Annotated in this window: 27 protein-coding genes and 2 pseudogenes; 14 read left to right on the plus strand and 15 right to left on the minus strand. The window is 57.9% G+C overall.

All coding sequences use genetic code 11. The features are described 5' to 3' along the window. Window positions 1-269 precede the first annotated feature (269 nt). Genes AC3ZU9_RS11935 through AC3ZU9_RS11945 form a run of 3 tightly spaced genes read left to right on the plus strand, consistent with a single transcriptional unit; the run spans window position 270 to window position 3,317 of the window. Complete coding sequence (locus AC3ZU9_RS11935; RefSeq protein ID WP_490090764.1) at window positions 270-1,922, plus strand: GMC family oxidoreductase; 1,653 nt, start codon at window positions 270-272, stop codon at window positions 1,920-1,922. Continuing rightward, entirely contained in the window at window positions 1,919-2,407 is a 489-nt protein-coding gene (locus AC3ZU9_RS11940) for a hypothetical protein (protein WP_064052527.1), read from the plus strand. Before AC3ZU9_RS11935 ends, AC3ZU9_RS11940 begins: the two co-directional genes overlap by 4 nt. A 31-nt stretch (window positions 2,408-2,438) precedes the next feature. Next, entirely contained in the window at window positions 2,439-3,317 is an 879-nt protein-coding gene (locus AC3ZU9_RS11945; protein ID WP_064052528.1) for an N-acyl homoserine lactonase family protein, read from the plus strand. A 65-nt stretch (window positions 3,318-3,382) separates the two neighbouring features. On the opposite strand, the gene AC3ZU9_RS11950 is transcribed toward AC3ZU9_RS11945, so the two are convergent. Together AC3ZU9_RS11950 and AC3ZU9_RS11955 are read right to left on the minus strand one after the other, a co-directional pair. Beyond that, entirely contained in the window at window positions 3,383-4,021 is a 639-nt protein-coding gene (locus tag AC3ZU9_RS11950; RefSeq protein ID WP_064052529.1) for a TetR/AcrR family transcriptional regulator, read from the minus strand. 129 nt (window positions 4,022-4,150) lie between these two features. Continuing rightward, complete coding sequence (locus tag AC3ZU9_RS11955; RefSeq protein WP_102060536.1) at window positions 4,151-4,465, minus strand: LysR family transcriptional regulator; 315 nt, start codon at window positions 4,463-4,465, stop codon at window positions 4,151-4,153. 106 nt (window positions 4,466-4,571) lie between these two features. On the opposite strand from AC3ZU9_RS11955, the gene AC3ZU9_RS11960 reads away from it, so the two are divergent. The 4 genes from AC3ZU9_RS11960 to AC3ZU9_RS11975 all read left to right on the plus strand — a co-directional run bounded on the left by AC3ZU9_RS11960 (window position 4,572) and on the right by AC3ZU9_RS11975 (window position 8,524). Then, window positions 4,572-5,153, plus strand: a complete 582-nt coding sequence (locus AC3ZU9_RS11960) for a TetR/AcrR family transcriptional regulator (RefSeq protein WP_490090765.1) — start codon at window positions 4,572-4,574, stop codon at window positions 5,151-5,153. A 51-nt stretch (window positions 5,154-5,204) separates the two neighbouring features. Continuing rightward, the gene (locus AC3ZU9_RS11965; RefSeq protein WP_102060534.1) at window positions 5,205-6,308 is read left to right on the plus strand and encodes an alkene reductase; all 1,104 of its coding nucleotides are present in this window, start codon (window positions 5,205-5,207) and stop codon (window positions 6,306-6,308) included. A 70-nt stretch (window positions 6,309-6,378) separates the two neighbouring features. Continuing rightward, a complete protein-coding gene (locus tag AC3ZU9_RS11970) occupies window positions 6,379-7,122 on the plus strand; it encodes an SDR family oxidoreductase (protein ID WP_490090766.1) in 744 nt (247 codons plus the stop codon). 106 nt (window positions 7,123-7,228) lie between these two features. Continuing rightward, window positions 7,229-8,524, plus strand: coding sequence for an NAD(P)/FAD-dependent oxidoreductase (locus tag AC3ZU9_RS11975; RefSeq protein WP_490090767.1), 1,296 nt, complete (start codon window positions 7,229-7,231; stop codon window positions 8,522-8,524). A 49-nt stretch (window positions 8,525-8,573) separates the two neighbouring features. Here the strand turns inward: AC3ZU9_RS11975 and AC3ZU9_RS11980 are convergent, their stop codons facing one another. Genes AC3ZU9_RS11980 through AC3ZU9_RS12005 form a run of 6 tightly spaced genes read right to left on the minus strand, consistent with a single transcriptional unit; the run spans window position 8,574 to window position 12,221 of the window. Next, window positions 8,574-9,608, minus strand: coding sequence for an aldo/keto reductase (locus AC3ZU9_RS11980; RefSeq protein WP_490090768.1), 1,035 nt, complete (start codon window positions 9,606-9,608; stop codon window positions 8,574-8,576). Continuing rightward, on the minus strand, window positions 9,608-10,195 hold the full coding sequence (locus AC3ZU9_RS11985; RefSeq protein WP_102060530.1) for a flavin reductase family protein: 588 nt from the start codon (window positions 10,193-10,195) through the stop codon (window positions 9,608-9,610). The genes AC3ZU9_RS11980 and AC3ZU9_RS11985 overlap by 1 nt, the downstream gene beginning before the upstream one ends. A gap of 56 nt (window positions 10,196-10,251) precedes the next feature. Further along, a complete protein-coding gene (locus AC3ZU9_RS11990) occupies window positions 10,252-10,701 on the minus strand; it encodes an SRPBCC family protein (RefSeq protein ID WP_102060529.1) in 450 nt (149 codons plus the stop codon). A 44-nt stretch (window positions 10,702-10,745) separates the two neighbouring features. Continuing rightward, complete coding sequence (locus tag AC3ZU9_RS11995) at window positions 10,746-11,132, minus strand: nuclear transport factor 2 family protein (RefSeq protein ID WP_064052537.1); 387 nt, start codon at window positions 11,130-11,132, stop codon at window positions 10,746-10,748. A gap of 56 nt (window positions 11,133-11,188) precedes the next feature. Continuing rightward, entirely contained in the window at window positions 11,189-11,572 is a 384-nt protein-coding gene (locus AC3ZU9_RS12000; protein ID WP_102060528.1) for a nuclear transport factor 2 family protein, read from the minus strand. A gap of 10 nt (window positions 11,573-11,582) precedes the next feature. Next, window positions 11,583-12,221, minus strand: coding sequence for a TVP38/TMEM64 family protein (locus AC3ZU9_RS12005; protein ID WP_256581471.1), 639 nt, complete (start codon window positions 12,219-12,221; stop codon window positions 11,583-11,585). Between the two features lie 183 nt (window positions 12,222-12,404). Between AC3ZU9_RS12005 and AC3ZU9_RS12010 the strand changes: the two genes are divergently transcribed. The 3 genes from AC3ZU9_RS12010 to AC3ZU9_RS12020 all read left to right on the plus strand — a co-directional run bounded on the left by AC3ZU9_RS12010 (window position 12,405) and on the right by AC3ZU9_RS12020 (window position 15,334). Then, window positions 12,405-13,277: a sugar phosphate isomerase/epimerase family protein gene (locus tag AC3ZU9_RS12010; RefSeq protein WP_490090769.1), complete on the plus strand. Its 873-nt coding sequence runs from the start codon at window positions 12,405-12,407 to the stop codon at window positions 13,275-13,277. Between the two features lie 9 nt (window positions 13,278-13,286). Further along, on the plus strand, window positions 13,287-14,264 hold the full coding sequence (locus tag AC3ZU9_RS12015; RefSeq protein WP_490090770.1) for an LLM class oxidoreductase: 978 nt from the start codon (window positions 13,287-13,289) through the stop codon (window positions 14,262-14,264). A gap of 68 nt (window positions 14,265-14,332) precedes the next feature. Further along, complete coding sequence (locus AC3ZU9_RS12020) at window positions 14,333-15,334, plus strand: zinc-dependent alcohol dehydrogenase family protein (RefSeq protein ID WP_102060525.1); 1,002 nt, start codon at window positions 14,333-14,335, stop codon at window positions 15,332-15,334. 75 nt (window positions 15,335-15,409) lie between these two features. Here AC3ZU9_RS12020 and AC3ZU9_RS12025 read toward each other — a convergent pair whose 3' ends face one another. From AC3ZU9_RS12025 to AC3ZU9_RS12040, 4 genes are read right to left on the minus strand one after another with little or no spacing between them, the layout of a single operon-like run. After that, the gene (locus AC3ZU9_RS12025) at window positions 15,410-15,802 is read right to left on the minus strand and encodes a carboxymuconolactone decarboxylase family protein (RefSeq protein ID WP_102060524.1); all 393 of its coding nucleotides are present in this window, start codon (window positions 15,800-15,802) and stop codon (window positions 15,410-15,412) included. A gap of 28 nt (window positions 15,803-15,830) precedes the next feature. Continuing rightward, a complete protein-coding gene (locus AC3ZU9_RS12030; RefSeq protein ID WP_064052543.1) occupies window positions 15,831-17,498 on the minus strand; it encodes an MFS transporter in 1,668 nt (555 codons plus the stop codon). A gap of 34 nt (window positions 17,499-17,532) precedes the next feature. Further along, window positions 17,533-18,966: an aldehyde dehydrogenase family protein gene (locus AC3ZU9_RS12035; RefSeq protein ID WP_490090771.1), complete on the minus strand. Its 1,434-nt coding sequence runs from the start codon at window positions 18,964-18,966 to the stop codon at window positions 17,533-17,535. A 14-nt stretch (window positions 18,967-18,980) separates the two neighbouring features. Beyond that, window positions 18,981-20,108, minus strand: a complete 1,128-nt coding sequence (locus AC3ZU9_RS12040) for a zinc-dependent alcohol dehydrogenase family protein (RefSeq protein WP_102060522.1) — start codon at window positions 20,106-20,108, stop codon at window positions 18,981-18,983. A 227-nt stretch (window positions 20,109-20,335) separates the two neighbouring features. On the opposite strand from AC3ZU9_RS12040, the gene AC3ZU9_RS12045 reads away from it, so the two are divergent. The 3 genes from AC3ZU9_RS12045 (at window position 20,336) to AC3ZU9_RS12055 (ending at window position 24,257) form a co-directional block, all read left to right on the plus strand. After that, on the plus strand, window positions 20,336-21,229 hold the full coding sequence (locus AC3ZU9_RS12045) for an NAD(P)-dependent oxidoreductase (protein WP_064052546.1): 894 nt from the start codon (window positions 20,336-20,338) through the stop codon (window positions 21,227-21,229). 77 nt (window positions 21,230-21,306) lie between these two features. Beyond that, entirely contained in the window at window positions 21,307-22,119 is an 813-nt protein-coding gene (locus tag AC3ZU9_RS12050) for an N-acyl homoserine lactonase family protein (protein WP_490090772.1), read from the plus strand. 191 nt (window positions 22,120-22,310) lie between these two features. Next, window positions 22,311-24,257 (plus strand): methyl-accepting chemotaxis protein, encoded by a 1,947-nt coding sequence (locus AC3ZU9_RS12055; RefSeq protein ID WP_490090773.1) that lies wholly within the window; start codon window positions 22,311-22,313, stop codon window positions 24,255-24,257. 58 nt (window positions 24,258-24,315) lie between these two features. On the opposite strand, the gene AC3ZU9_RS12060 is transcribed toward AC3ZU9_RS12055, so the two are convergent. The 3 genes and pseudogenes from AC3ZU9_RS12060 to AC3ZU9_RS12070 all read right to left on the minus strand — a co-directional run bounded on the left by AC3ZU9_RS12060 (window position 24,316) and on the right by AC3ZU9_RS12070 (window position 26,239). Next, window positions 24,316-25,227, minus strand: a complete 912-nt coding sequence (locus AC3ZU9_RS12060; protein ID WP_490090774.1) for an N-acyl homoserine lactonase family protein — start codon at window positions 25,225-25,227, stop codon at window positions 24,316-24,318. A gap of 453 nt (window positions 25,228-25,680) precedes the next feature. Continuing rightward, window positions 25,681-26,039: pseudogene (locus AC3ZU9_RS12065) on the minus strand (type II toxin-antitoxin system RelE/ParE family toxin). Window positions 26,040-26,041: 2 nt separating this feature from the next. Beyond that, window positions 26,042-26,239: a hypothetical protein gene (locus tag AC3ZU9_RS12070; protein WP_490090797.1), complete on the minus strand. Its 198-nt coding sequence runs from the start codon at window positions 26,237-26,239 to the stop codon at window positions 26,042-26,044. A 54-nt stretch (window positions 26,240-26,293) separates the two neighbouring features. Between AC3ZU9_RS12070 and AC3ZU9_RS12075 the strand changes: the two are divergent. Next, window positions 26,294-26,560 (plus strand): annotated as a pseudogene (locus tag AC3ZU9_RS12075) (aldo/keto reductase); the annotation flags it as partial. Window positions 26,561-26,612 lie beyond the last annotated feature (52 nt).

Below are 26,612 nucleotides of genomic sequence, written 5' to 3' on the forward strand. Positions count from 1 at the left end.
TTATTGTATTACAATATTAGCGTCCTACTATCGTACTCTAGGGGTTCTTCACGCGTCTGCCAAGTATTTGGAACGTCGTCGTTGGCGCTGTGCGCTGGCGGGCGACGAAAGGTCTGTTGGGCATCCTGTCAACACTCACCAGGCTGAGCGGGGTGAATCAGTATTCTTGACATATTGTAGTACAATAATATAGCGTGAATTTGCTCAATAAATACAATAAAGGGTGCCGGGAACCCATGGTCCGCACCCATGCGCAAATGAGGTCTTCAATGGTCATCGATACCGGTCTGAAGGAAGTCTTCGATTACATCGTCGTAGGTGCAGGTACAGCCGGATGCGTTCTCACCAACCGTCTGAGCGCTGGGGGCAAGAGCGTTTGTGTGCTTGAGGCGGGGCCTCGTGACACGAACCCGCTGATTCACATTCCTGCGGGGTACATCAAGAATATTTACAGCAAGACGTTGACTTGGAATTTCGAGGCAGAGCCGAGTCCAGGTACCAACAATCGACGCTTTTCGCTGCCTCAGGGGCGGGTGTTAGGCGGATCCAGCTCGATCAACGGTTTGAATTACGTCCGCGGTCAGGCCGCTGATTACGATGGTTGGGCCGCCGCAGGAAACCCAGGCTGGGCGTACCAGGATGTGCTTCCGTATTTCAAACGCTCAGAAGCGTGGGAGGGGCCAGAAAACGCTACGTTTCGTGGTCGCCGTGGTGAGCTGCCGATCTCGCCCCTGGACTGGCATCACCCGGTCAGCGACGCGCTGGTAGATGCCGCTGAGTCAATCGGGATTCCACGCAATCCGGATCACAATGCGGGCAGGCAGGAGGGCGTGGGGTTCTTTCAGCGCACGATTCACAACGGGTTTCGCTACAGCTCCGCCAAGGCGTTCCTGCGTACGGCGGAAAAACGCAAGCACGTCAGCGTACGTACCGATGCCCAGGTGACGAATATCATTTTTGAGGGCAAGCGTGCGGTGGGCGTCCGTTACATCCAGGGTGGCCCTCATGGCAAGGTGGTCGAAATTCACGCCCGGCATGAGGTGATCCTGTCTGCCGGTGCACTCAATACCCCGAAATTGCTGCAGATTTCCGGCGTGGGACCGGTCGATGTGCTGGCTGAGATTGGTGTTCCGGTCGTGCATGCGCTGGAGGGCGTGGGGCGGAATCTGCGCGATCACTATGCGGTTCGGATGGTTTCGCGCGTTAAAGGAATCCGCACCATCAATCAGATGGTGCAGGGCCCCGCGCTGTTGCTGGAAATCGGGCGTTGGTTGCTGCGTCGCCCCAGCCTTCTGGCGGTCAGTCCTTCCCTGGTTCACTTGTTCTGCAAATCCGATCCTTCGGTGGATCGCCCGGATCTGGAGTTTGCGTGTTCACCTGCCAGCTTTCGTGAGGGCGTCGTGGGCCTGCTCGATTCTCACCCTGGGCTTACGTTAGGCGTATGGCAGGAGCGCCCCGAGAGTTTGGGGTACGTGCGTGCGCGCAGTCGTGATGCGTTCGACAAGCCGATAATTCAACCCAACTACCTGGCCCACGAGACGGACCAGAAAGTCCTCATTGGTGGGATGAAAGTGGCCCGCCAGCTTTTCCGCAGCCCCGCCTTGGCACGATTCGTTGAGTCGGAAACCTCTCCGTCCGCTGACCTGCAGACCGATGATGAGTTGCTCGACTTCGCCAGGCGCATGGGCACCACGGTGTATCACATGATGGGCACGGCCCGCATGGGCCCTGAAGATCAGCCGTTAACCGTGGTTGACGGCGAGCTTCGCGTGCATGGTCTGCAGGGCTTAAGGGTGGTAGACGCCTCCATTATGCCGTCGATGCCCTCTGCCAATACGAACGCGACCACCTACATGATTGCGGAAAAAGCCGCCGATATGATCCTGGGGCAAAAACTCCCGTCAGTTGAGATCGGCGCATGAAGGGGGCAAGTGTTGTGCTCACGAGGGTCAGTTCCTCGGCGGGTTTTGATGACGCCACCGTCGCTTACGCGGCGGGCGCCCAACGTGTTTTCCAGCAGCTTCAAGACGCGGCAAGCAGGCTTGCCGCTGTGTTGCTGGCGATGTCGTTTGAGCGCTCGAGAGCCGCGCTGGATCATGCTGCCCGCCTGGCTGCTGTCGCGCAGATAGCAGAGGGCCGGGATCTTTTGCTGGGCCTCACATCAACCCAAAGGACTGCGCATTTTCACCGGCATATGAAGGGTGGGCTGGAGCGCCTCACACAAACCGCCAAGGCGATTGACGGCACCTTGTCAGGCCATTCGGCGGCGCTCGATCCATTACCTCTGTTGCAAGCGGCGTGGAAAGAGCTTGAGTCTGCATCCCGATGCTTGCCGGGATTCGAAGTGGTGGATTTCAGCCATTCATGCTGTGCCAATCACGCGGCTGTAATCGTGAGCAATACGTAGACAAAATCCCAACAACAAGAAGGATAGGAAAATGTCGAATTACTCAATCTGGATGCTCGAATACGCATGGGTACCTGATGCCGCTGAGAGCTCTCTGGTGTACGGGAAGCACAATGCTGGAACCGCAAAGCTCCCTTATTGCTACACGTTGCTAAAAGGCCAGGGGCGTACCATCCTCCTGGACTGCGGGCTCAACAACGCGTCCCACGGTGCCGAATTCGTCAATCGCTTCAATGTCCAGAATTGGTTCGGGCCGCAAGATGTCTTGGCTGAAGTGGGCTGTAAGCCGGAAGAGGTGACGGATGTGGTACTCACCCATGCGCACTTTGATCACATGGGAGGGCTGGAGCTTTTCCCCAATGCAACCTTCTATATTCAGCAGGAAGAGTTAGCCTCCTGGGTGTCGATCATGGCAATGGAGCGCCGGTTCCGTTGGCTGCTCACTGCAACTGACACCGGTGACATGATCTACGCCGTGCAGTTGGCGCGTGAAGGCAGAATGCGTGGGCTCAAGGGGGATATTGAAGATCTGTTCCCGGGTGTTGATGTGCGCCTGGCGAAAGACACCCACACTGCTGCGTCGCAGTACATTGTTATCAGGAACGATAACAAGCCGCAAAGTGCCGATGTGTTCGTCTATACCGGTGATTTGGTTTACCGCCATGAGAATCTTCATGGCGGCAACCCGGCCGATCCCTTTTATCTTCCGGTAGGGCTGGCATTCGGAAGTCAGACCAATTTAATCATGACCTCCGATGAAATAATGAAAACGGTCGGCGGAGAGATGTCGCGGGTGCTTGCTCCCCATGAAACAGAAATGGCCAATCTGTACCCAAGCCGGGTCACGAAGAACGGGCATTATATTGTCGAGGTGGCGTTGGGGGAGGGGCAGCAGTCGTTCGTGAATTGAATCACGGAGATCGCCAGGAGGGTGCAGTGCTTCCAGCACCCTCCATTGTCAGAGGTCGTCCGCGCCTATGCGGGCTCTACGAGGGCAGGAGCAAGCATGGCTACCGCTGTGGCGCCTATGCCTTGGAGGTCTTCACGGCTGGCAGCGTCATGCGCTTGCAGCGACATGCCTTCGAGCAGGGTATTCAAGGCAGAGGCGAGCAGGCGGGTATTGGTGTCGTGGCGCAGTTGCCTGTCCGCAACCGCGCGGTCCAATCGTTGCTGCAGGTAGTCACGGCCCTCCTGACGCAAGGCCTTGAGGGTTGCGGTGACTTCGCCGGCATCGTCGGAGACATTGACGGCCGCGAGTACGACCATGCAGCCACAGGGGGCTTCGGGTTCGGTCAGGATCGACGCTGAGGTGTGGAAGAAGTCGCTGATGGCGCGCACGATGTCCGGCTCGGTGTCCATGCGCTCCCACGTGGCATCCCAGAAGGTCGCTTCGTAGTAGGCAACCGCTTCCAGAAACAACTTGGCTTTGTTGCCAAACGCCGCATACAGGCTGGGAGGGCTGATACTCATGGCTGAACACAACTCCGCCACAGAGGCCGGCTCGTAGCCACGCTTCCAAAACACTGCCAGCGCATGCAGCAGAGCCTGGTCGCGGTCGAACGCGCGCGGGCGGCCTTTTGCGCGTGGAACAGGGGTTGGGGCGGGGTCGGTCATTGAGTGCAGCACCTTGGGGCGTATCGCCAGACAGCATGCCTGGAATAGATTTCTCCCCTAATGATACACAAAATGAACTTTTCGGTTGCGCAGCATAATGTTGAGATTTCAGGTCTACCGTGACGCGTGTCAAAAGGGCGGTACGGTGTATCGCTCAAGTACATGGCCAATACCGCTCAATAGCGGTATCACATGCTTCGCAATATCATCGGCGACTGCGGTGGGCACCATCTCTGCGTTTTGGCGAAAAAACAGTGGGTCCTGAAAAATCAGCCTGAGCTTCGACAGGCTGTTGCTGACCGCGGGCTGTCCGATGTTCAAGCGCTCGGACGCCCTGGTGACACTTTTTTCCTGATAAAGCGCAGCGAAGATCACCAGGCAATTGAGGTTGAATTGCGCAAGGCACTCGGTATTGAACGTTGACGTGGGGGGAGGGGTGTTCATGAGCTTGACCCTGTCATTTGTCTTCGTTCGCCGTTGGTCGTAGAACGTGAAGCTATTCTAAAATTTACTAGACGACCGGTCTAGTTTTAATTAGAGTGGCTGCATTATGAAAAAGCATCATTCTGAAACACGCCAACACATCCTGGATGTCGCCAGGACGTTGATGACTCACAAAGGCTACACCAGCGTAGGGTTAGCTGAGGTGGTAGCGGCTGCGAGCGTACCGAAAGGTTCGTTCTACCACTACTTCAAATCCAAGGAAGAATTTGGTCAGGCATTGCTTGAACAGTATTTTTCCGACTACCTCGCAACAGTCGACACGCTGTTGATGGGCTCTGCACCCGCCGCGCAAAGGTTGCTGAGTTACTTCCAATATTGGGCGCAGACCCAGTGCTCTGATTTGCCTACCGACAAGTGCCTGGTGGTCAAGTTGGGCGCCGAGGTCTGTGACCTCTCGGAGGGCATGCGCCTGGTGCTCGACCGAGGTACGCAGGCTATCCACGCAAAGCTTGAGCGCTGTATTGAGCAGGGGCTTGTCGATGGCTCGATCACGTCCGCAGCGCCAAGCGCGACGCTTGCGCAATCGCTCTATCAGGTTTGGCTCGGCGCTTCGTTGATGATGAAGATCGGCAAGCGCGACGACGCCTTTGAAATATCCCTGACTCTGGCAAAGCGACTTTTGTCGTAGCTATTTTTTACCAACTTACTAGACGACCGGTCTATTTAAAAGAGGTCTATCATGACAGACAACGCCACTCGTACCGACTTATTCACCCCCATCAACCTGGGCGCGATGAAACTTGCCAATCGTATTTTGATGGCACCTGTAACCCGTAGCCGCTATGCCGAAGATGGTATCCCCAACGAGCTGCACGCTGAGTATTACGCTCAACGCGCCACCGCGGGCTTGATCGTCGCCGAGGCCACCAATATTTCCGCGCAAGGCCGCGGTTACGCGGCCACTCCAGGCATCTGGAGTGAGGAGCAAGTTGCGGGCTGGAAGAAAGTCACGGACGCCGTGCATGCCGCCGGCGGGAAGATCGTCAGCCAGCTATGGCATGTGGGGCGGTTCTCCAGTGTCGAGCTGCAACCTGACGGTGCCGCACCGGTCGCGCCTTCCGCGATCAAGGCCGAAGGCGACACCTATACCACCAACGGCTTCGTCCCGGTGTCGATGCCACGGGCGCTTGAAACCGATGAGATCCCGGGGATCATCGAGCAGTACAAACGTGCTGCCGAGAATGCCAAGCGTGCTGGTTTTGACGGGGTAGAGGTTCACTCGGCCAACAGCTACCTGCTGGACCAGTTCCTACGGGACTCGACCAACCATCGCACTGACCAGTACGGCGGCTCCATCGAGAACCGTGCGCGCCTGACCCTGGAAGTGACCGAAGCAATCGTCAAGATCTGGGGCAACGACCGGGTTGGCATCCGCCTGTCGCCGGTCACGCCTGACGCAGGCAACACGCCGCCCGACAGCAACGTGATGGCGATGTACGGCTACCTGATCCAGCAGTTGAACGCCTTCGACCTGGCGTACCTGCACTTCGTTGAAGGCGCGACCGCCACCTCGCGTGAAGTGCCGGAAGGCGTGGACATGGACGCATTGAGCGCGCAGTTCAACGGGCCCTTCATCGGCAACAACAACTACGACCTGGACATGGCTATCGAGCGCCGCGCCCAAGGCAAGATCGACGCCGTAGCGTTTGGTCGCCTGTTTATCTCCAACCCGGACCTGGTTGAGCGCTTGCGTCGTGGGGCCGAACTGACCATCGCACCGCGCGAGTCGTATTACGGCGGCGGCGCCAAAGGCTACACCGACTGGCCTGTCGGCAACTACTGATCCGCTTATATCCGCGATAACCCCAAAAACTGCCCGCACAGACGGGCAGTCACCAACGAGAGGAACGCCCATGAACTATCTGCAGAATAAAACCGCGATCATCACTGGCGCATCGTCCGGCCTGGGTGCTGCATCGGCACGTGCCTTGTCCGAGAAAGGCGTTCGAATTGTCGCAGCAGCCCTGGACCAGCAAGGCCTGGACGCCATCGTCAGCGAGTTGAAAGGCAAGGGCGGGGACGCGGTAGGTCGCGTCAGCGACGTTACCAACCCTGAGGATATGAAAGCGCTCGCGCAATTCGCCCAGGACTCTTTCGGTTCGGTGGATATCCTGATCAACAACGCAGGCTTGATGCTGTTTTCCAATTGGGTCGACCTGGCCACCGATGATTGGGAAAAGATGATCAACGTGAACATCAAAGGCTACCTGCATGGTATCGCGGCGGTGTTGCCGTTCATGCTGAAACAGAAGTCGGGCCAGATCCTGAATATGGATTCGGTCGCCGGTCACCAGGTTGGGCCGGCTGCGGGTATCTACAGCTCCACCAAATTCTTCGTGCAGGCCATGACTGAGTCGATGCGCAAAGAGCTGGGCGTGCAGCACGGCATCCGTGTCAACACGGTCAGCCCGGGTGTGATCAACACCGGTTGGGCCGATAAAGTCACCGACCCGGCAGGCCGTAAAGCGGCTCAAGAGCTGAATAAAATCGCTATCTCGCCGGACGACATTGGTCGCGCAGTGGTGTATGCACTGAATCAGCCTGAAAACGTCACCGTCAACGACCTGATCATTTCGCCGACCCGTCAGGATTGGTAAGTCATAAGCGTTGAAATCACCCAGCCCAGGCACCGGCGCAACGCCGTGTGCCTGGGCGCTACAGGATCCGTCCTGTCTCCCCCTGTAAAAGCAATGAGACCCTTCAATGACACACCGTATTTTGATTGTCGGCGGTGGCGCTGGCGGTCTGGAACTTGCGACGCGTTTGGGCAAGACCCTTGGCAAGCGCGGCACCGCTCACATCACCCTCGTTGACGCCAACCTCACCCACATCTGGAAGCCACTGTTGCATGAAGTCGCGGCGGGCTCACTCAATGCCCATGATGACGAGTTGAACTACGTGGCCCAGGCCAAGTGGAACCACTTCCATTTCCAACTCGGCCGCATGAGCGGCCTGGACCGTGCCGCCAGATCCGTTCGGCTTGCACCTACCCTGGATGGCGCCGGCCGGCAGCTGGTGCCTGAACGTGTTTTGAACTATGACACCCTGGTCATCGCCGTCGGCAGTACCACCAATGATTTTGGCACCGTCGGTGCGGCACAGCACTGCCTGTTCCTCGACACCCGCGAGCAAGCCGAACGCTTCCATCAGCAGTTGCTCAACCATTACCTGCGTGCACAAGCGCTCGGCGTTGCAGGTGAGAATATCCGTGTGGCGATCGTCGGTGCAGGCGCAACGGGCGTGGAGCTGGCTGCCGAGTTGCACAACGCTGCCCATGAGCTGGCCGCCTACGGGCTGGATCGCATTCAGCCGCATGACATGCACATCACCTTGATAGAAGCGGGCCCCCGTGTGCTGCCAGCGCTGCCCAAGCGCATCGGCGATCCCGTGCACCGCACGCTGGAAAAACTGGGGGTGACCGTGATGACAAACGCCGCCGTCAGTGAGGTCACCGCCGAGCACCTTAAAACCCGCAACGGAGAATTGATCGAGGCCAGCCTCAAGGTTTGGGCGGCCGGTATTCGTGCACCGTCCTTCCTCAAGGATATTGATGGCCTGGAGACTAACCCCATCAACCAGCTGAAGGTGCGACCCACGTTGCAAACCACGCTGGACGACAATGTTTTTGCGTTCGGTGACTGTGCCGCGTGTCCTCAGCCGGGGAGTGAGCAGAATGTGCCGCCGCGTGCTCAGGCCGCCCACCAGCAAGCGTCAATGCTGGTCAAGAGCCTGCAGGCCAGGCTTGAAGGTAAAGCCCTGCCGACTTATGTCTACAAGGACTATGGCTCGCTGGTTTCGCTGTCACGCTTTTCGGCGGTGGGTAACCTGATGGGTAAACTGACGGGCAGTGTGACGCTGGAAGGATGGTTGGCGCGGGTGTTCTATGCATCGCTGTACCGCATGCACCAGGTCGCGCTCTATGGACTGGTGCCTACCGCATTGCTGATGTTGGGTAACCGCCTGGGACGAGGCACCGAGCCTCGGTTGAAACTGCACTAGATCATTAACTGGGAGCGCGCAGCGCCTTGTGGGCTGCGCTCTTGGCGCGTCAGCGCGGGGTGTCGCCAGGCACCGGTGCGTGTTCGGGAATAAGTTTCTGCTGCTTGAGCTGTGCCCAAAATGCGCCGGGGATCCGTGTCGAAAACGCTGCGACGTTCTGCTGAACCTCCGCCACCGACTGAGCGCCGAACACCAGCGCCCGTACAGCTGGATGACAGGCGCAAAACTGCAACGCCGCAGCCGACATCGCCACACCATGGTCGGCGCAGATCGACTGTATGACGGCCACGCGCGCTGCGATGTCGGCCGGAACGGCACGATAATCAAACATTGCGTCGGGACGTGCACCCATCGCCAGCACGCCTGAATTGAAGGCGCCTGCCGCGATGATCGAAACGTCGCGACGTTGCAATTCATCAAAATGCCCGTTGAGTGGCTCATGGTTGAGCAGCGTATAACGGCCGGCAATCATCGCACAGTCGAGGGCGAACTCCCGCGCCACCTCCACGACCACTTCGGTTTCATTGACACCCAGGCCAACGGCAGACACCACCCCTGTGCTGCGCAGTTCGTCCAGTGCCTTGAATCCACTCTCACGGATCTGATTCCAATAAACTTCAGCCCGTCGACCATGCCAGGCACGTCCCAGATCGTGCACCAGGAGTACGTCGATACGATCCAGGCCGGAGCGCTCAAGGCTGTGGTCCACCGAGCGCATGAATCCGTCATAGGTATAATCGTACTGGTAGTGAGGGTTGTGCAGGAACCATCTTGAGTCCGCCGGGCGCTGGGCAGCCGGGATGTCGCCGGTGTCGAGTACCCGGCCTACCTTGGTGCTGACGACCACATCGTTGCGTATATTCAGTTCGCGTAACGCACGACCCAAGGTGTATTCCGCGCGGCCCGTGCCATACATCGGTGCCGTGTCAAAATAGCGGATACCCGCTTCATGAGCTGACTGCACGATGGCCAGCGCCTGGTCGTAATCGATGTGGGCGTTATAGCCGATCTGCACCGTGCCCAAGCCGACGGCACTGAGTGCCACGTTGGCTTGACCGAGCGGGCGTTTCTCGATGGGGTTCATTACGCGTCCTCCTTTGTCGCGACGTCCAACGCTTCTCCGATCGCATAAAAGTGGCCACCTGCGATGTAGTGCAGGCTACGAAAGTCCGGGTGCGCACGCTCAAAGTGCCAATGGCCGTCGCTGAATACCCGTGTGTCGGCCCAGGCAGCGACGACTTCACCGATAAACAGGTCGTAGGTCGACTGGTTGTGCGGTTCGGGCAAAAGTTTGCACGCAAGCCAGGCTGAGCAGCCGGCCACGAATGGCACGTCATGCCCGCTGAAACTGAACAGCTCGACGCCGCTATGAGCCAGCTTCTGTGGATCTTCCTGCAGGCTGACGCTGCCGACATCGCGGGTCAATTGCAGCTGTGCCACGGTGGGAACCTGAATCACAAAGAGGCCGCTACGCTCTACCAGTTCGCGGGTTTTGGCGATCTTGTCCAGCACCACAGTGACTTTGGGCGGTGAGAAATCCAATGCACAGGCCCATGCCGCGGCCATCACATTTCGAGTCTCCTCGTGTTGAGCAGAAACCAGCACGGTGGGACCGTGGTTGATCAGCCGATAAGCTTTTTCAAGCGGCACTTCGGCAATGTGGTCGTGCATCGTAACTCCAGAAAAATTGAACCCCGCATCCATTGCTGGAGCGGGGTAGGGCACATTCACGCGGTGGCGGCTTGGTTCAGGTAAACCTGGAGGCTTTCATGACCACCGACAATGAGCGACTCGATGGTCGAGGTCCATTGCCCCTCTGGGTCAGGCTCGCGCGTATCGAAGGTCGCAGACCACAGAATCACGGTTTCGTCCTTGCCAGTCAACGGGATCAGGCGCACGGTCAACACGTAGTTGTCGACGGGCAGTGGCGCTTCAACGAAACGGTAGGAGAACTGCAGATTTACCGCGTCTATCGACAACAACTGCTCGCGCAGAATGGCGCCATCCTGCAACGTCAGCCGACGGATGCAACCGACCAGACCGTCCGGCTGACCGTCTTCGATGACGCTCTGCGGGATCGCCGGGTGCCACTGGCTGATTTTCCCGAAGCGCTTGAGTACATCCCAAACGCGCTCGGCGCCGCCGTCTACAACGGCGCTGTATTCAACTTTTGCCATGATTTATCACCTTAAGAAACAGCATTGCGTTCAGGCCGCTCGGATCAGCCTTCGAACTGGTGATAAACCTTGGCGATCACCTTCCAGGTGCCGTCGATTTTGATCAGTGTCAGGTAATCGTTGTAGTCGGCGCCAATCGCGTCCTTTTCCATGTCCACCCGTACCACGGCGGTGGTTGGGGTGATCGCCAGCACGTCCAGGCGAGTGCTGATATCCGGGGCCTTGCCATTAGTGCGGACGAAGTCGAACAGATTGCTGATCGGGCCGCCCAGCAGTTTGCCGTTGGTGAAGCCGTACATCACCGCTTCCTTGTGGAAGGCCTGCTCCAGCACTTCCGGGCTGCCGGCACGCAGGCCGTCTGCGTATTGCTGGGCCACGGCGACAACGGCGTTGTAGTCCTGGGTGGGTACTGCCTTGATGTTCTTGCTCATGGTCAAACTCCTTTGCATGGTTTTGGCGCCAATGGGGCGCGGTTCAAGCGGGTGGGTTAAGGAGCAACGTGGGTGTGGTAGATCTTGCTGATGACGGTCCACTTTCCATCAACCTTCAGCAGGTTGAAGAAATCGGTGAAGCAGAAGCCGGAGATGTCATTGGTATCGATGCGTGCGCTGGCAGCGGTGCCCACGATATCGACGTTGACGATGGCACCTTTGGCTTCCGGTGACGGCCGGAAGGCGCTGTCGATGATGTCGAACAGACCTTGGATCGGGCCTCCGGTCAGCTTGCCTTCGCTATCTACACCAAAGATGGTGGCCTGCTCGCTGAAGGCAGGTTTCATGATGCTGCTTTTGGCTTGCTTGCCACCTTCGTTGTAGTGGTTCAGCACCGTGACGATGGCGTTGTAGTCTTCGACGTAAGTTGGGTTGCTCATGGTGTTACTCCTAGTTTGAAGAGGGTTGAAGAAGGGCTTGGTTGATTGCTTTGCGTGCATATCGAGCGATGGTCAGTAAGGCGATCAATGCAACGACCAGTCCCGCCCAAGTCATCATTTGAGTCGAGCGATTGGTCGTTACCTCGCCACTGATTATCTGTGTGACATCAGCCGCCAGAGAGCCCAGATACGCATACAGAAATGTTCCAGGGAGCAGGCCGATCCAGGTCGCCAGAAGGAAATCTCGACGGGTGATTCGGCTGGCTCCGAGTCCGTAGCTCAGCGGAGCGAACGGCACGATGGACGCCAGGCGCAAGAGGAAAACAATTCGAAAACCTCCAGACTCGATAGCGCGGTCGACCGCCGCTGATGTGGGGCTGTTCGCCAGGCGTCGTTTGACCCAAGGGCGCAGAAGCGATCTGCCCAAGGCGAACGCGATCGCTGCAGACAGCAAACCAGCGGGCGAGATGAGCAGCGTTCCCCACATCGGGCCGTACAAAAAACCGGCGAGCGCCGTGAGCACCGAGGCGGGTACGAAGGCGACCGTGCCCACCACAAATATCGCGGCATACAGCGCAATCCCGACGACGTCTAGCGAGCGAATAATCTCGATCCACTGCGCGATGTGGTGTACGGCGAGGTCTATCACGTTGCCTATCCCATTCATTCGGTCGGTGGGAATGGTTCCCGTCCGGCACATCACTGAAAGCTATTTAGGTAGCGATCGCTACATATTGTGTGTATTTTATAGTGATCACTACAGTTAGTGTCAAGACATTTGCTGTCGGTGTTGGTGAAGGCGAAGTGGACGTTCGACGGTGCTTTGCGATCAATGCCTGACGGCCTGCTGGAGAGCACCATGACGCAAAAGTTTTACGCACAGGACACCTGTTTCTACAGCTCCATGGGCACCTACGGTTTTGAGGACAGGTGCGAGATGACTAAGGCGGTGGGTTATGACGCCACCTATCTTTCAATCTGGGATGGACGCAACTGGGCAGCTGTCCAGCAATTGAGCAGCGTCAAGGAGCGTTACGACCTGGAGGTAGCGGGCATCTATGTGGTGCTCAACCTGCGCCTTGGCGTAGAGGCAGAGCAGAACGCGGGCATCTATCAGATGCTGAAAGTGGCACCGCCAGGCTCCACCGTTGAATTGGCGATTAAAACCGCGGGGGACTTCGCGCGTTCGGATCCTGCGGGCGATGAGCCTGTGGTGCGCTGGTTGGCCGAAGCCTTGTCTATCGCGCAGCAGCGCAATATCCGCATCCTGATCTACTCGCATTTACTGCACTGGAGCGAAAAGCACGACGACGCCCTGCGTATTTGTGAGCGACTCAATCACCCCAATCTGGGGATCGTTTTCTGCGGCTACCACTGGTACGCCGGCGACGGCGAGCGGCTGGGCGCCACGCTCAGGCGGGCGCTGCCCTTTCTCAAGCAAGTGAATCTTTCAGGTTCACGCCGTAGCCCTCTGGGCTGGGGCCAGACCGCGACCATTGAAACCCTCGACCAGGGCGAAATGGACAATTTTGCGGTCATGGCGCTGTTGAAGCGGTTGGGTTACGACGGCTATATCGGTTGGCAAGGATGGGATGAAAGCGGCGATGCCTTTACCAAGCTGCGCAAGTCGCTGGAGGCCCTGCGCAGCATGGACGAGCGCGTGCGCAAATTCCCGCATTGGGCCCGTCACGTCGATCATCAATAAGGAGTTTTTATGTTTTCGTTGTCCAGTACACCGTACCAGGCGTTACCGGGTTTTCGTCGGACCTTCCAGCCTGGGAAACTGACCCTCGGTTTGTTTTTTCCGATAGAGGCTTACGAGGGCGATATGCCCACAATGCGCAACCAGGTCGCGTTGGCTCAGCAGGCGGAAAAGGCCGGTTTTGCCTGCTTATGGTTTCGTGATGTCCCGCTGCGCGATCCGACGTTTGGCGATGTCGGGCAAATCTACGACCCCTGGACTTACCTGGGCTATCTTGCCGGGCAAACCCGGGATATCGCACTGGGAACCGCCGCGATCGTTGTTCCCATTCGTCATCCGCTCCATTTGGCCAAGGCTGCAGCGAGCATCGATCAACTCAGCGGAGGCAGGTTGTTGCTCGGCGTGGCTTCTGGCGACCGTCCGGTGGAATACCCTGCTTTCAATGTGGAATCCCACAGCCGTGGGGAGCGATTCGTCGAGCATCTGGAGGTTATGCGCAAATCCCTCAGCACTCAGTTCGAACCGATTCGCTGGAGCGAGGGCGAGCTGAGGCATGCAGACCTGGTGCCCAAACCCTCAGGCCAATCCATTCCATTACTTATCACCGGCAGTAGTCGCCAGACATTGCAGTGGATCGCCAGGGAAGCCGACGGTTGGATCTCTTACCCGCGCGCCTTGGATAAGCAAAGGGATATCGTTCGCCTCTGGCACGAGACTGTGCGCGAGCAGGCAGGCGATGCCTTCAAGCCATTCAGTCAGTCCCTCTTTATCGACCTGACCCTCGACCCCGATACTGCCCCCACACCTATTCACCAAGGCTTCAGGTTAGGCCGCAATGCACTGCTGGAGATGCTGCACACCCTGCAATCCTTCGGGGTTAACCACGTGATGATCCAGCTCAAATATGGGCAGCGCTCGGCCCCGGAGGTTCTGGACGAATTGGGAGAGTTCATCGTGCCGCAATTTCCCGCGTTGACACGAGGTGTCTAAGCTGCATCAACCATTGTTACTCAAAGGTAAAGACTGTCGTTTTACAAGGCTGTAAACAGGAGAGCGTCATGAGCATACAGACACAGATGCAGGCTCAGGTGTTGAGCGATTATGCCGACGGTACGTTCACCCTGACCCAGGTTGATCGCCCTTTGGCTGGAGCCGGCCAAGTACTTGTCAAGATAGCGGCAAGCGGGGTCAACCCGATTGATTTCATGATTCGCAAGGGGCAGGCGCCCTATGCGATGCCTGAACTTCCCGCGATCCTCGGCACTGACCTCGCCGGCGTGGTGGAAGCCGTGGGCGAGGGTGTCACCGGCTTTAAGGTTGGGGACGCGGTGTATGGGCTGACGGGTGGCGTACGTGGCCTGCAAGGTTCCATGGCTGAGTACGCCGCCGTCGATGCCGACCTGCTGGCGCCCAAACCGAGTAACCTCAGCATGCGCGAAGCCGCGGCGATACCGTTGGTATTCCTGACCGCGTGGGAGGGGCTGATTGACCGTGCTGGCCTGCAATCGGGGCAGTCTGTGCTGGTGCAAGGCGGCGCCGGTGGAGTAGGGCACATGGCGGTACAAATCGCGGTTGCTCATGGCGCCAAGGTGTTCGCCACAGCATCATCCCAGAAGCGCGCAATTGTTGAGTTCTATGGTGCAACGGCCATCGACTACCGCAGCAGTACGGTTGAGCAGTATGTAAAACAGCATACGGGTGGGGCAGGTTTCGATCTGGTTTACGATACCGTCGGCGGTCAGACCCTTGATGATTCGCTGGTAGCCGCTCGCGCCTATGGTCATGTATTGAGTTGCTTTGCGTTCGGCACTCATAACCTGGCGCCAAGCTCGCTGCGGTGCGTGACGGTGTCCGGGATATTCGTATTGTTGCCGATGTTGAGCGGGGAGGGGCGTGCGCATCACGGTGAGATTCTGCGGCATGCCACACGCCTTGCCGAGGCAGGCAGGCTCGTTCCTTTGCTGGATGAGCAGCGCTTCTCCCTGGCAGACGCACACGCCGCGCATACGTTGCAGGAGTCGGGCAAGATGGTTGGGAAGGTGGTTATTGATGTCGTTTGATGGCTGTCGACAGATCGCGGCACTGTAATCACAACAAAAAACGCAGCCCGAGGGCTGCGTTTTGGTGTTCGAGGTTTAACGGCTGTGCTCGGTGTTCCAGGTCTTGATGGCTTCCGTCGCGACCCGGAACGCCGCCAATGCGCTCGGCACACCCGCGTAGATTGCAGCCTGCATCAACGCTGCGCGAATCTCCTCGACGGACACGCCATTGGTCAGCGCGCCCTTCACATGCACGCCCAGCTCATGGTGCTGGTTCATGGCCGTCAGCATGCCGATGTTGAGCAGGCTGCGGGTTTTGAACGGCAAGGTCTCGTCACCCCACACGGCACCCCAGCAATACTCGGTTACCAAGGCTTGCATGGGTTTATTGAAATCGTCTGCCGACGACCAGGACTTCTCAACGTGGGCGGCACCCAGTACGGCTTTGCGATTCTCGAAGCCTTTATCAAACAGTTCTTTATTGCTCATGGTTTCACCTGGCTCAGGGGAGGGGAGGTTAGAGATTGATGTCGATATCACGCGTCTCGCGCAGGAAAAACAGGCCGACCACAAACGACACGCCGATCCATGCCACCGGATACCACAGGCCGAAGTAGATATTGCCCATCTGTGCTGAAAGGGCGAAGGCGATGGTGGGCAACAGTCCGCCGATCCAGCCGCTGGCAAAGTGGTAGGGGAACGACATGGACGTATAACGAATACGCGCCGGGAACATTTCCACCAGCATGGGCGCGACCGGCGTCAGCGAGATCACGCCGCAAAACACCAACGCCATCAACAGCAGGAAAACTTTGCCGCGCTGGAACTTCTCCGGGTCGGCTTTGAGGGGGTATCCCGCCTGGTCCAATTGGCTCTGCAACGAGGTTTTCAGCGCACCCATGCGGTCCTTGGCGACCGCTGCGTCGAGGCCTACGGTGCCTTCAGAGACCAGCTGTGCCGAACCCACTTTGATCACCGCGTGGGCTTGGCCAGGCAGTGATTGGGTTTCGTAGCTGATGCCGGTTGCGGAGAGGGCCTGCTTGGCAACGTCGCACGGGCTGCTGAAGGTGCGGGTACCGGTCGGATTGAACATGAACGAGCATTGGGACGTGTCAGTGACCAACGTCACCGGCGTGCGCTGTTCCGCGGCCATCAAGTCAGGGTTGGCGTAGAGCGCCACGCCTTTGTAGATAGGGAAGATGGACAGTGCCGACATCAGGAAACCCGCCAGCAGGACAGGTTTGCGTCCGAGGCGATCACACAGCCAGCCCGCCAGCAAAAACATCGGCAGTGCCGTCATCAACGCCAGCGTCAGCGTGGTGTTGGCTTGCTGGGGATCGACCTTGAGGTTCTGGGTCATGAAGAACGTGGGGTACAGCACTGCGATGTAGTAAGCGCAGGTCATGCCGCCACAAATGCCGAACAAGGCGATTACCAGGCGGCGCAGGTTGGCCTTGTCCAGAAAGGTTTCGCGCAGCGGTGATTTCGACAGGCGTTTCTCGGCTTTCATTTTCTTGAACGCCGGCGACTCTTCCATGCCCATGCGCACGGATATCGAGATGCCCAACAGCACCAGCGAGAACAGGAACGGGATGCGCCAGCCCCAGGTATTGAAGTCGTCGCCGCTGATGTAACGGCACGCCAGGATCACACCGAAAGCCAGCAGCAGCCCCAGGGTGCCGGTGGCCGAGATCCACGCCGTATTGAGGCCGCGCTGGCGATTGGTCGAGTGCTCGGAGACGTAGGTCGCCGCTCCGCCATACTCACCGCCCAGCGCAAGGCCTTGCAGCATCCGCAGTGCGATCAACAGACTGGGGGCCAGGATCCCGGCGTATTCATAGGTGGGCAGCAGGCCCACCGCCACCGTAGAAATACCCATGATCACAATGGTAATGAGGAAGGTCTTTTTGCGCCCGATACGGTCGCCGATACGCCCGAATACCACTGCCCCAACCGGTCGCATCACAAAGCCGACCGCAAAGGTCAGCAACGCGAAGATAAACCCGGTGGCGGTGTCCAGGCCGGAGAAGAAATTAAGCGCGATCACCGACGCCAGCGCGCCATACAGGGTGAATTCGTACCATTCGAACACGGTGCCCAGGGACGCGGCAGCGATTACTTTGAGCGTAGAGCGGTCTACACCTTGGGTGGATTTCAAGTCCACCGACTCAGCAGTCGTTTTCATTTTTTCACAACCTGTATTGTTTTTATTGGTGTGTTCAGTTGGCAGGTGCAAAGCCGACGATGGCCTTGGTTTCCAAGTACTCCATCAGTCCGTGCGCACCCCACTCTCGGCCATTGCCGGACTGTTTGAAACCGCCGAAGGGCGCGCCGATATCGGCCGGCGGATAGTTCAGGTGAACCTGGCCAGCACGCAGGTGCCTGGCCATATCGCGGGCGTGGTTCAGATCAGCGGATTGCACGTAGGCCGCCAAGCCGTAAGGTGTGCCGTTCGCGATTGCGATGGCTTCTGACTCGTTGTGATAGGCAATGATCGACAATACCGGGCCGAAGATTTCCTCTTGGGCAATGGTCATGTGCGGGGTTACGTTGGCGAACACCGTGGGCTGGACGTAATAGCCCTGTTGCAGGCCCTCGGGACGGCCGACGCCACCGCAGACCAATTCGGCGCCTTCGTCAATGCCGCGTTGCACAAGGGTTTGTACGCGTTCGAACTGAGCCCTGTTGACCAGCGGCCCCAGCTGGGTGTTTTCATCCTGCGGATCACCGACACGGTACTTCGCCACCTCGATCCGAGCGATTTGCACTACGTCGGCCATGCGTTCCGCCGGCACCAGCATGCGAGTCGGGATCGAGCAGGATTGCCCGCTGTTGGTGAAGCACGCGGCGATGCCCTTGGAGACTGCTTGGCTGAAATCAGCATCGCCCAGCACTATATTGGCCGACTTGCCCCCCAGCTCCTGAGCGACGCGTTTGACCGTGTCGGCAGCGGTTTTCGCCACGCGAATACCGGCCTGGGTAGAGCCGGTGAAAGACACCATGTCGATGTCCGGGTGCGCACTGATAGCGTGGCCCACGTTGGGTCCGTCGCCATTGACCAGGTTGAAGACCCCTGGCGGTACGCCCGCTTCGTCCAGCACCTCGGCAAATAGCAAGGCTGAGAGCGCAGAGAATTCGCTGGGCTTGAGGACGATCGTGCAGCCGGCCGCCAGCGCCGGGGCGATTTTCACCACGATCTGGTTGATCGGCCAATTCCACGGAGTGATCAACCCGCATACGCCGATCGCTTCGCGACGTATCTGGGTCGTGCCCTGCAACTCGTCGAACTCGAAACTGCGCAGCACGCGAATGATTTCCTCGATATGCAGCGAGCCCCGTGCCGCCTGGGCCGCCCGGGAGAAGGCAATCGGCGCGCCCATTTCCAGGGTCATCGCCTGGGCAAACTCTTCGTATCGACGCTTATAGATGCTCAATACCCGCTCAAGCAAATCGATGCGCTGCCCCGGTGTCCAGCGTGAATAGTCCGCGAACGCCCGGCGTGCAGCGTGTACTGCGCGCTCCACATCGTCGGCGTTGCCCATGGCCAGTTCACCATAGGCTTGCTCGTCAGCCGGATTGATCAGGGTAAACGTGGCCTTGCCCATCGGCTCGACCCATTGCCCATCAATGTAGAACTTGTCTGTAGGGTACATGGCGACACTCCTGCTCAATCGAACGTGATGATCTGGCGAACGGCTTCACCGTCACGCAGGCGATCCATGCCGACATTGATCTCATCCAGGGTCAATCGGTGCGTCACCAGCTTGTCGATCGGCAGGCGACCGAGACGGAATAATTCCAGGTAGCGCGGGATGTCGCGACTGGGCACGCTGCTGCCCATGTAGCTGCCGCGCAAGGTGCGCTCGTCAGCCACCAGGCCGACCATCGGCACCTCGAATGTCGCGTCCGGTCGAGCCAGGCCGGCGGTGACGACCTCGCTGCCTCGCTTGCCGACTTTCCAGGCCGTTTGCAACGCAGCGGATGCCCCCGCGAACTCCAGCGCCACATCAACACCTCCGCCGGTCAGGTCGCGGATGGCTTCGACCAGGTCAGGGTCGGCTGCATTAAACACATGCTGCGCCCCCAACGATTTGGCCATCGCCAGTTTTTCCGCATTGGTATCGATGGCGATCACTTGGCTTGCGCCCGCCGCTAGCGCGCCTAGCTGCGCCGCCAGGCCTACGCCACCCATTCCGACGATTGCGACGGTCGAGCCCAGTTTGATACTGGCGGTATTGGTCGCTGCGCCAACGCCGGTCAAGACGGCGCAGCCAAACAGTGCCGCATGTTCCAAGGGAATATCTCGGGCCACGCGCACCAGAGAGCGTGTCGAAACCACGGCGTATTCGGCGAATGCGGAGATGCCCGAGTGATGATTGAGGACTTGTTCCCCGCGCTGCAGGCGTCGATCACCGCGCAACAGCGTGCCAGCCGCGCCCGCCACCGCACCGGGGCCGCAAAGGGCAGGGCGCCCGCCCGAACATTCAACACAATGGCCACAGGAGGCGACGAACACAGTCACGACATGATCACCCACAACCAAGTCGTCGACATAAGGCCCGACCGCGATGACCACACCCGCGGCTTCATGCCCGATTACCATCGGCAGCGGACGTGGTCGCACGCCTTCGATCACGGACAGATCGGAATGGCAGATGCCGGCTGCGGCGATCTTGATCAATACCTCGCCGGGTCCCGGATCTCGTAGCTCAATCGTATCGATGCGCAAAGGTCGGCTTTGGGCAAATGGAGCCGGCAAACCCATCTGGTCCAACACGGCAGCTCTGATTTGCATGGGGATTTCCTTTAAATCAATTGTTTTTATGAGGGCGCGTTCAGCGATTTAGTCGTATCACTGTATTACAATATTACAGCTTCAACAATACAGGGGGTTTCAGGCAGCAAGTCGTAATTGGTCTGAATTATTGACATATTGTATTACAATACTTAAGGTGTTCTCACAAAGCGCCCGGGGTATCTGAGCACCTTGGCCAAAAAAACAATTAACCATCGAGATACGCTATGAACGACGATAACCAAGGCACTCGCCCTACAGTCCTCTTCATCGGGCTGGGGATGATGGGGCGCCCGATGGCAAGTCTTATTGCCAAGGCGGGATACCCTTTGTTGGTGAGCGACACCAACGACCAGGCTGTCAGTGATCTGTGTGCCGAAGTGGGCGCCCGTCGCCTTGAAAGTGCGCAGACCCTTGCCGATGTCCGTATCGTCATCACCATGTTGCCCAACTCCCGCATCGTCAATCAGGTGCTTGTGGGCGACTATGGTGTCGCCAAACGCCTGGCGCAGGGCGCCTGCGTGATCGACATGAGTTCCTCGGAACCGCTCGAAACCCAAGCGCTGGGCAAACAACTGAATGAGCTGTCGCTGTGTTTCCTTGATGCGCCGGTTTCCGGTGGCGTGAAACGCGCTATTTCCGGGACGCTGCAAATCATGGTGGGCGGGGATGTCAACGTGCTCCAGCAACACCGCGAGCTGCTGGACGTCATGGGCAGCTCAACCCACGTTGGTCCAAATGGTGCAGGTCATGCGGTCAAGGCGTTGAACAACTTTGTGTCTGCCACCGGGTTGTTGGCCACCGTTGAGGCGCTGCATGTGGGTGAGAAATTCGGTGTAGATCCGGCAGTGATGACCAGCGTGCTCAATAATGCTTCCGGCGGTAACTTCACCACGGCCAACAAGGTCAACCAGTTCATGCTCAGCGGCACTTACGCATCGGGCTTCGCATTGCAACTGATGGTCAAGGACCTGAAAATCGCCGTCACCCTTGCAGAGCAGATGGGTCAGCAGATGAAGCTCGGCCATGAGTGCCTGGCCGTCTGGCAGGAAGCGGCGCAAAGCACCACGCCTCAGACCGATCACACTGAGATGTACCGCATCATCGATGCTCACGGCTAGTCGACAAGCTGCGCGCTACCGTCCGGGGCGTCACCGCTACGTCCCGGCTCTTCGTCCAACTGCTGGGTATCCGAACCATGAACATCGCCCCCGCGATTGAGCCTTTTGACGTGTTCGCGGTGAAATATGCCGAGCATCGGCGCACCGCCTCCTCGAACTTCCTCGGCGGCGACCCGCACGATGGGCCGATGCCCATGGATTACTTTATCTGGGTCGCGACCAACAGCACCGGCACTTGGGTGATTGATACCGGCTTCAACCAGGCCACGGCCCGCCAGCGTGGGCGAGACTTCATTCGTTGCCCGGCTGAATCGTTGCGGATGCTCGGTATTGATGCGGCCGCTGTCGACAACGTGATCATTACCCACCTGCATTACGATCATGTGGGCAACTTCGACCTGTTCCCATCGGCCACTTATCATCTTCAAGACCATGAGATGCTGTTCGCAACCGGACGGCACATGGCGCACACGTGTGCACACGAGGCCTATGACGTCGAGAATGTGGTCGGGATGGTCCGCGAGGTCTACCGCGGGCGTGTGCAGTTCCATGACGGTGACGCCACGTTGACGCCCGGCCTTTCCGTGCACCTGGTGGGAGGGCATACCATGGGTTTGCAAGTGGTGCGCATTTTTACCCGCCGAGGCTGGGTGGTACTGGCCTCCGACGCCAGCCACTACTACCGCAATTTTATCGAGGACCGTCCATTCCCGATCGTCTTCAATGTGGACGATATGCGCAGTGGCTGGGCCCGAATCAGATCGTTGGCCGATTCCGAGCATCATATTGTCCCGGGGCATGATCCCTTGGTGATGAATCGCTATCCACCGCTTGCTGGCGCGTCGGAAGGCTCGATCTGCGTGCTCCATGAGCACCCCACATATCGGTGATTCCTGACGGCCTTGGCTGTCGGTGTCTGATCAATATTATTTATATGAACCAGTAAATCTTATTGTTTTTATTCCTGGCGGCTGCTCGCTACTGTCCAACCCGCGCGTAACCAAGTCGCCGCCTGACTCAAGGCCACCTCGTTCTACGCAATCCTCTTATAAAAATGACTCGATAACATTCTGGAGTGCAGATGAACGTCAAACAGAAGTTGACCTGGGCGTTTGTTGTGATCGCCTGCTTGCCTGTCTGCCTGATTGCGACACTGGTGGTCATGGATTTGCGCAACGCCGCCCGCGATGATTTTATCGAGGGCAGTAATCGGGAAATACGCCAGGTTGAAACGGCGATGCAGTTGTACTTCGAAAGTATTCGCCAGAACGTCGACTACCTCGCCTCTCAGCCGTTATTGCGCAACGCTGACGGCAGCCTGAAAAACTACAGTGGCGCCAACGCTCCCAGCATTGCGCAAGGCGTGCTGGATAAGCAGATCTTTGATTTTTATGCGCACTTGGCCAATAGCCATTCGGCGTATTCCAACATCATTTTCGGTAACAGCACCGGCGGTTTTGTGTCCTGGCCCGACAACCCGAACCGGGCCAATTACGACCCCCGCGAGCGGCCTTGGTATAAGTCTGCGTTGAGCAGTCCAGGCAAGACCCTGCGTACCGATGCTTACTACTACGCGCCTAAAGATGCGGTGTATGTCAGCGTTGTGCGCAGCATCGATACCCAACTGGGTAGCAACAGCGGCGTGATCAGTATCGATGTGTCGTTGCAGCAACTCACCGAAATCATCAAACACATCAAACTCGGCGAGAGTGGTTACCTGATGCTGGTCGAGCGCGACGGCAAGGTGTTGGTTGACCCTAAGCAACCTGCGCATAACTTCAAGACGCTTACAGCGATCGGCGGCGGCTATGAACAGTTGGCCAACGCCCGGAAAAGCGCGTTTGAAGTTGAGCTCAACGGTGAACGTTATATGGCCAACGTCTGGCCCTCCAGCCAATTGGGTTGGAGCTTTGTGGGCCTGATCAAACAGCAGGAGGTGATGAGCTCTGCGACCCACTTGGCGTGGGTGATTGCGATCATTGCGGGCGTGCTGGCGCTGGTATTTGCCCTGGTGGGCGCGAGCTTCGCTGGCTTGATCGTAAGACCGATCCGCAGCGTCGCCAGCGGCTTGCAAGGCATCGCCGAAGGCGACGGCGATCTGACGCAAAGCCTTCACGTGCGCGGCAAAGATGAAACGGCGCAGTTGGCCAACTGGTTCAACCAATTCCTGGCGGCGATCCGCAGCATGATCAGCAGCATCGGCCAGGCTGCACATAACATTCTGACCACATCCAACGCTGCCACGCAGGTATCCAGCGACATGGCTGAGGTTGCAGGGCGCCAGCGAGAGGCCGTGGATATGGTTTCCACCGCCTTCCATGAAATGGTGGCCACCGCCAACGAGATTGCGCGTGCCTGCAGTCAGGCCGCCGAGTCAGCCGACAGCGGCTGGACAAAAGCACGCGAGGGTCAGCAGCAGATTGATTCGGCGGTCAGCAGCGTTGACCAACTGAGTCATGAAATCGAGAAGTCCGCCGAGTCAATGCAACAACTGGAACGTGACAGCAACGATATCCAGTCGATCCTCGGCACCATTCGCTCAATCGCCGAGCAAACCAACCTGCTGGCACTGAACGCCGCCATTGAGGCTGCACGTGCTGGCGAGCAGGGCCGCGGGTTTGCCGTGGTCGCCGATGAGGTCCGGGCGCTGGCCAAACGCACGGCCGACTCCACCGCCGAGATCGACGGCCTGCTGGGCACCTTGGCCAAGCGTACGGGCCTTGTCACGGACCAAATGCGTGCCAGTCTGGATGTCTCGCAACAGTCGGTTAGCCGAATCGGCGTGGCGCGTACCAGCTTCGGCCTGATTCGCGATTCTGTAGATGTGATTCGAGACATGAACACTCAAATCGCCACGGCAGCTGAGGAGCAGCATCAAGTCGCCGAAGGCATCAATCTGCATATCAGTCAGATCCATGGCGATGCGCAACGTGTCGCAGAGTTGGCTGAATCGGCGCGATTGAACTCATCAGGCTTGGCTGGATTGTCCGCGGAGCTGGACAGCCTGGTCCGGCGTTTTCGTACCTGACGAGCGCGTAGGACGAGGGCCAATACCCGCAGTGGCCCTCGCTGTGTGGCGCGATTGCTTAGTCGTACCAAGCAGGCGATTTCAGCGCGTTACGCACGAACTCAGTGCTGTGACCGATCCACAATTGCGAGTGGGTCTGCTTGAGAAAATCTTCCATGGCCTGTCGCGATTCAGGCGTGCCGGCATGCTTTTCCTTATCAGGCATGCGGTTCTTCGTACGTTCTTCGGGGTAGTGATAAAGGTCGCCGGAGATCAAGACTCCGCCGTATTGCTTGAGCTTCACGTACAGCGATTGGTGGCCGGGGGTATGGCCCGGGGTTTGTTTCAAAATGACTGAACCATCGCCGAAGACATCGTGGTCGCCCTTAAACAACTGCTGTGGGTTGTGTTTAAGTGAGGTAAAAGACGCTGCGTTTTCAGGGGTGGCCTGTGCAGTGAACATGAAGTCCTGCTCTGCTTTGGAGGTAAGCCACGTTGCGCTCGGAAATTCGCTGATGTTACCCACGTGATCGAAATGCGAATGTGAAAGCGCGAGGTAGTTGATGTCCGAAGGTGCGACCCCAATGTCGGCCAACTGGCTGAGCAGTGTTTTGGTGACGATTTGCCCATAGCCATCGATCGCATTTTCATAAACCGGGCGTCCGATCAAGCGGTCGGATAGTCCAGTGTCGAACAACAAAACACCTTTGGGGTGTATCACCAGATAGCAGGTGACAGGCATGTTGGTATCGACCACCTCTTCACGCGTCAGGTTGTACGACTCCGGGTGGTTGTAAATCAACTGCCCACAATCGAGCACATAGACGCGCAAGGTTTTAACGACTGGCAGCGGCGCCATCGCAAGCCGATGCTGAGCGGGTGGAGAGGGTGGGGTTTGAGCGTAAACCCGTCCCCCACTGCATAAGGCTGCTGTCATGCACAAGCTCAACCCAAGTGCCTTTTTACTCATTGCAGTGCGGTCATTTTTCATCACGTTCTTCTTTTTTTAAGGTGAATGATTTCGCACTCATCGCGATGGCAGCAGTCAGTCAGGGTTCGAAAGGGGCAGGTCACCTGCAAAAATAAACGCCGCGCGCTAAGTCAATGAATGCAGGTTGGAATTTAGTTAATTGTATTACAATATGTCAATAACATTGTGCAGTGATTGATCCTGCCAATTCAGCCTGATTGCCCGGTTAGGTAGGAGAGAAACCCTTGCTGTACGGTTTAAGTGCTCATCTGTTTGCGCTTGAAGCCGACATAACAAGTACACCATCGAGTATTTCCACATCACCGTAATAAAATACATAAAAATCAAATAGTTAGTTGGCCGATGCACGTCTCGGTTCCCGCTCCAATCATTAAAAAATGGATCTCTGAAAAGAGGTCCATTTTTTTCGTCCAAAGAAAAGTCTTTGTTTGATTCTTACCGCCACGGCGGTGATCAGTCGTTGGGCAGGTGCAGTTGCGCTTCCATGGCGTCATGAAGGAGTCGGACGACCTCGATCACGTCGTCGTTTACTACACGATAGAACACGATATGGCACGGGCTTTTGACCGCTCCATGGGTTTGTTTGGACTGCTGGCGTGAATAGATGAGGTGATAGCTGCGAAGGCCCGGTGCAAGCTCATCGCGGTCGTAGCTGCCAATGCGATAAGGCGTGTTGGCAATCGCTTGCAGCGCCGAGAGGATCAGAGCGCTGGTAGCGCTGACGTGCTTGATCGCCGAACTGCGTCTGGGAGAGCCTGAGTATGTCGACAATGTCGGCGCGCGCGCCGCGTTGGAATCCGATACTGCGGCATGCTCAGTATTTTTCTCTAGCGGGGATCGTTGCCTCCAGGCTCAAGTCCTCGAGGTGTTGCTCCAGACCCCCTTCCTTCAACTGAGTAAAGCGCCCGTGCTCAAGATCCATGATGCCGATTGAGGTCGCCTGACGCAGAGCCTCAATTTTGGCAGTGTCTTCGGCGATGCGCTGTTCCAATAGGCGCAAACCTTCTTGCATCACTTCGCTGGCATTCTGATAACGGCCGGACTGCACCAGACGAAGCGCTGATTGCAGCTGGGTCAACAAGGCATTGCTTATGTGCCTTTCTTTCCTCTGGGTGGCTTCTCACCGTTGCAATCGCAAGGGCTGTCGAGCGTTGCGACACGTATGGGGGCTTCACCGTTGTGCGTCGCATTGGCATGGCTGCTACAACGCTCACCCAACATTCTGTTGATACCGGGAACGTCCTCGGTGGCACACCTGCGCGAGAACTTGAGCGCGGCCGAGTTGATCATCCCACCTGCGTTGCTGAGCGAGTTGGAAGCGCTGGGTACGTAAGTGCGATTCCGGCCCGTTCCCCCGGCATGTGCTTGCACCTGACTAGGGGCTG

It is taken from the genome of Pseudomonas sp. A39 (assembly GCF_058145955.1).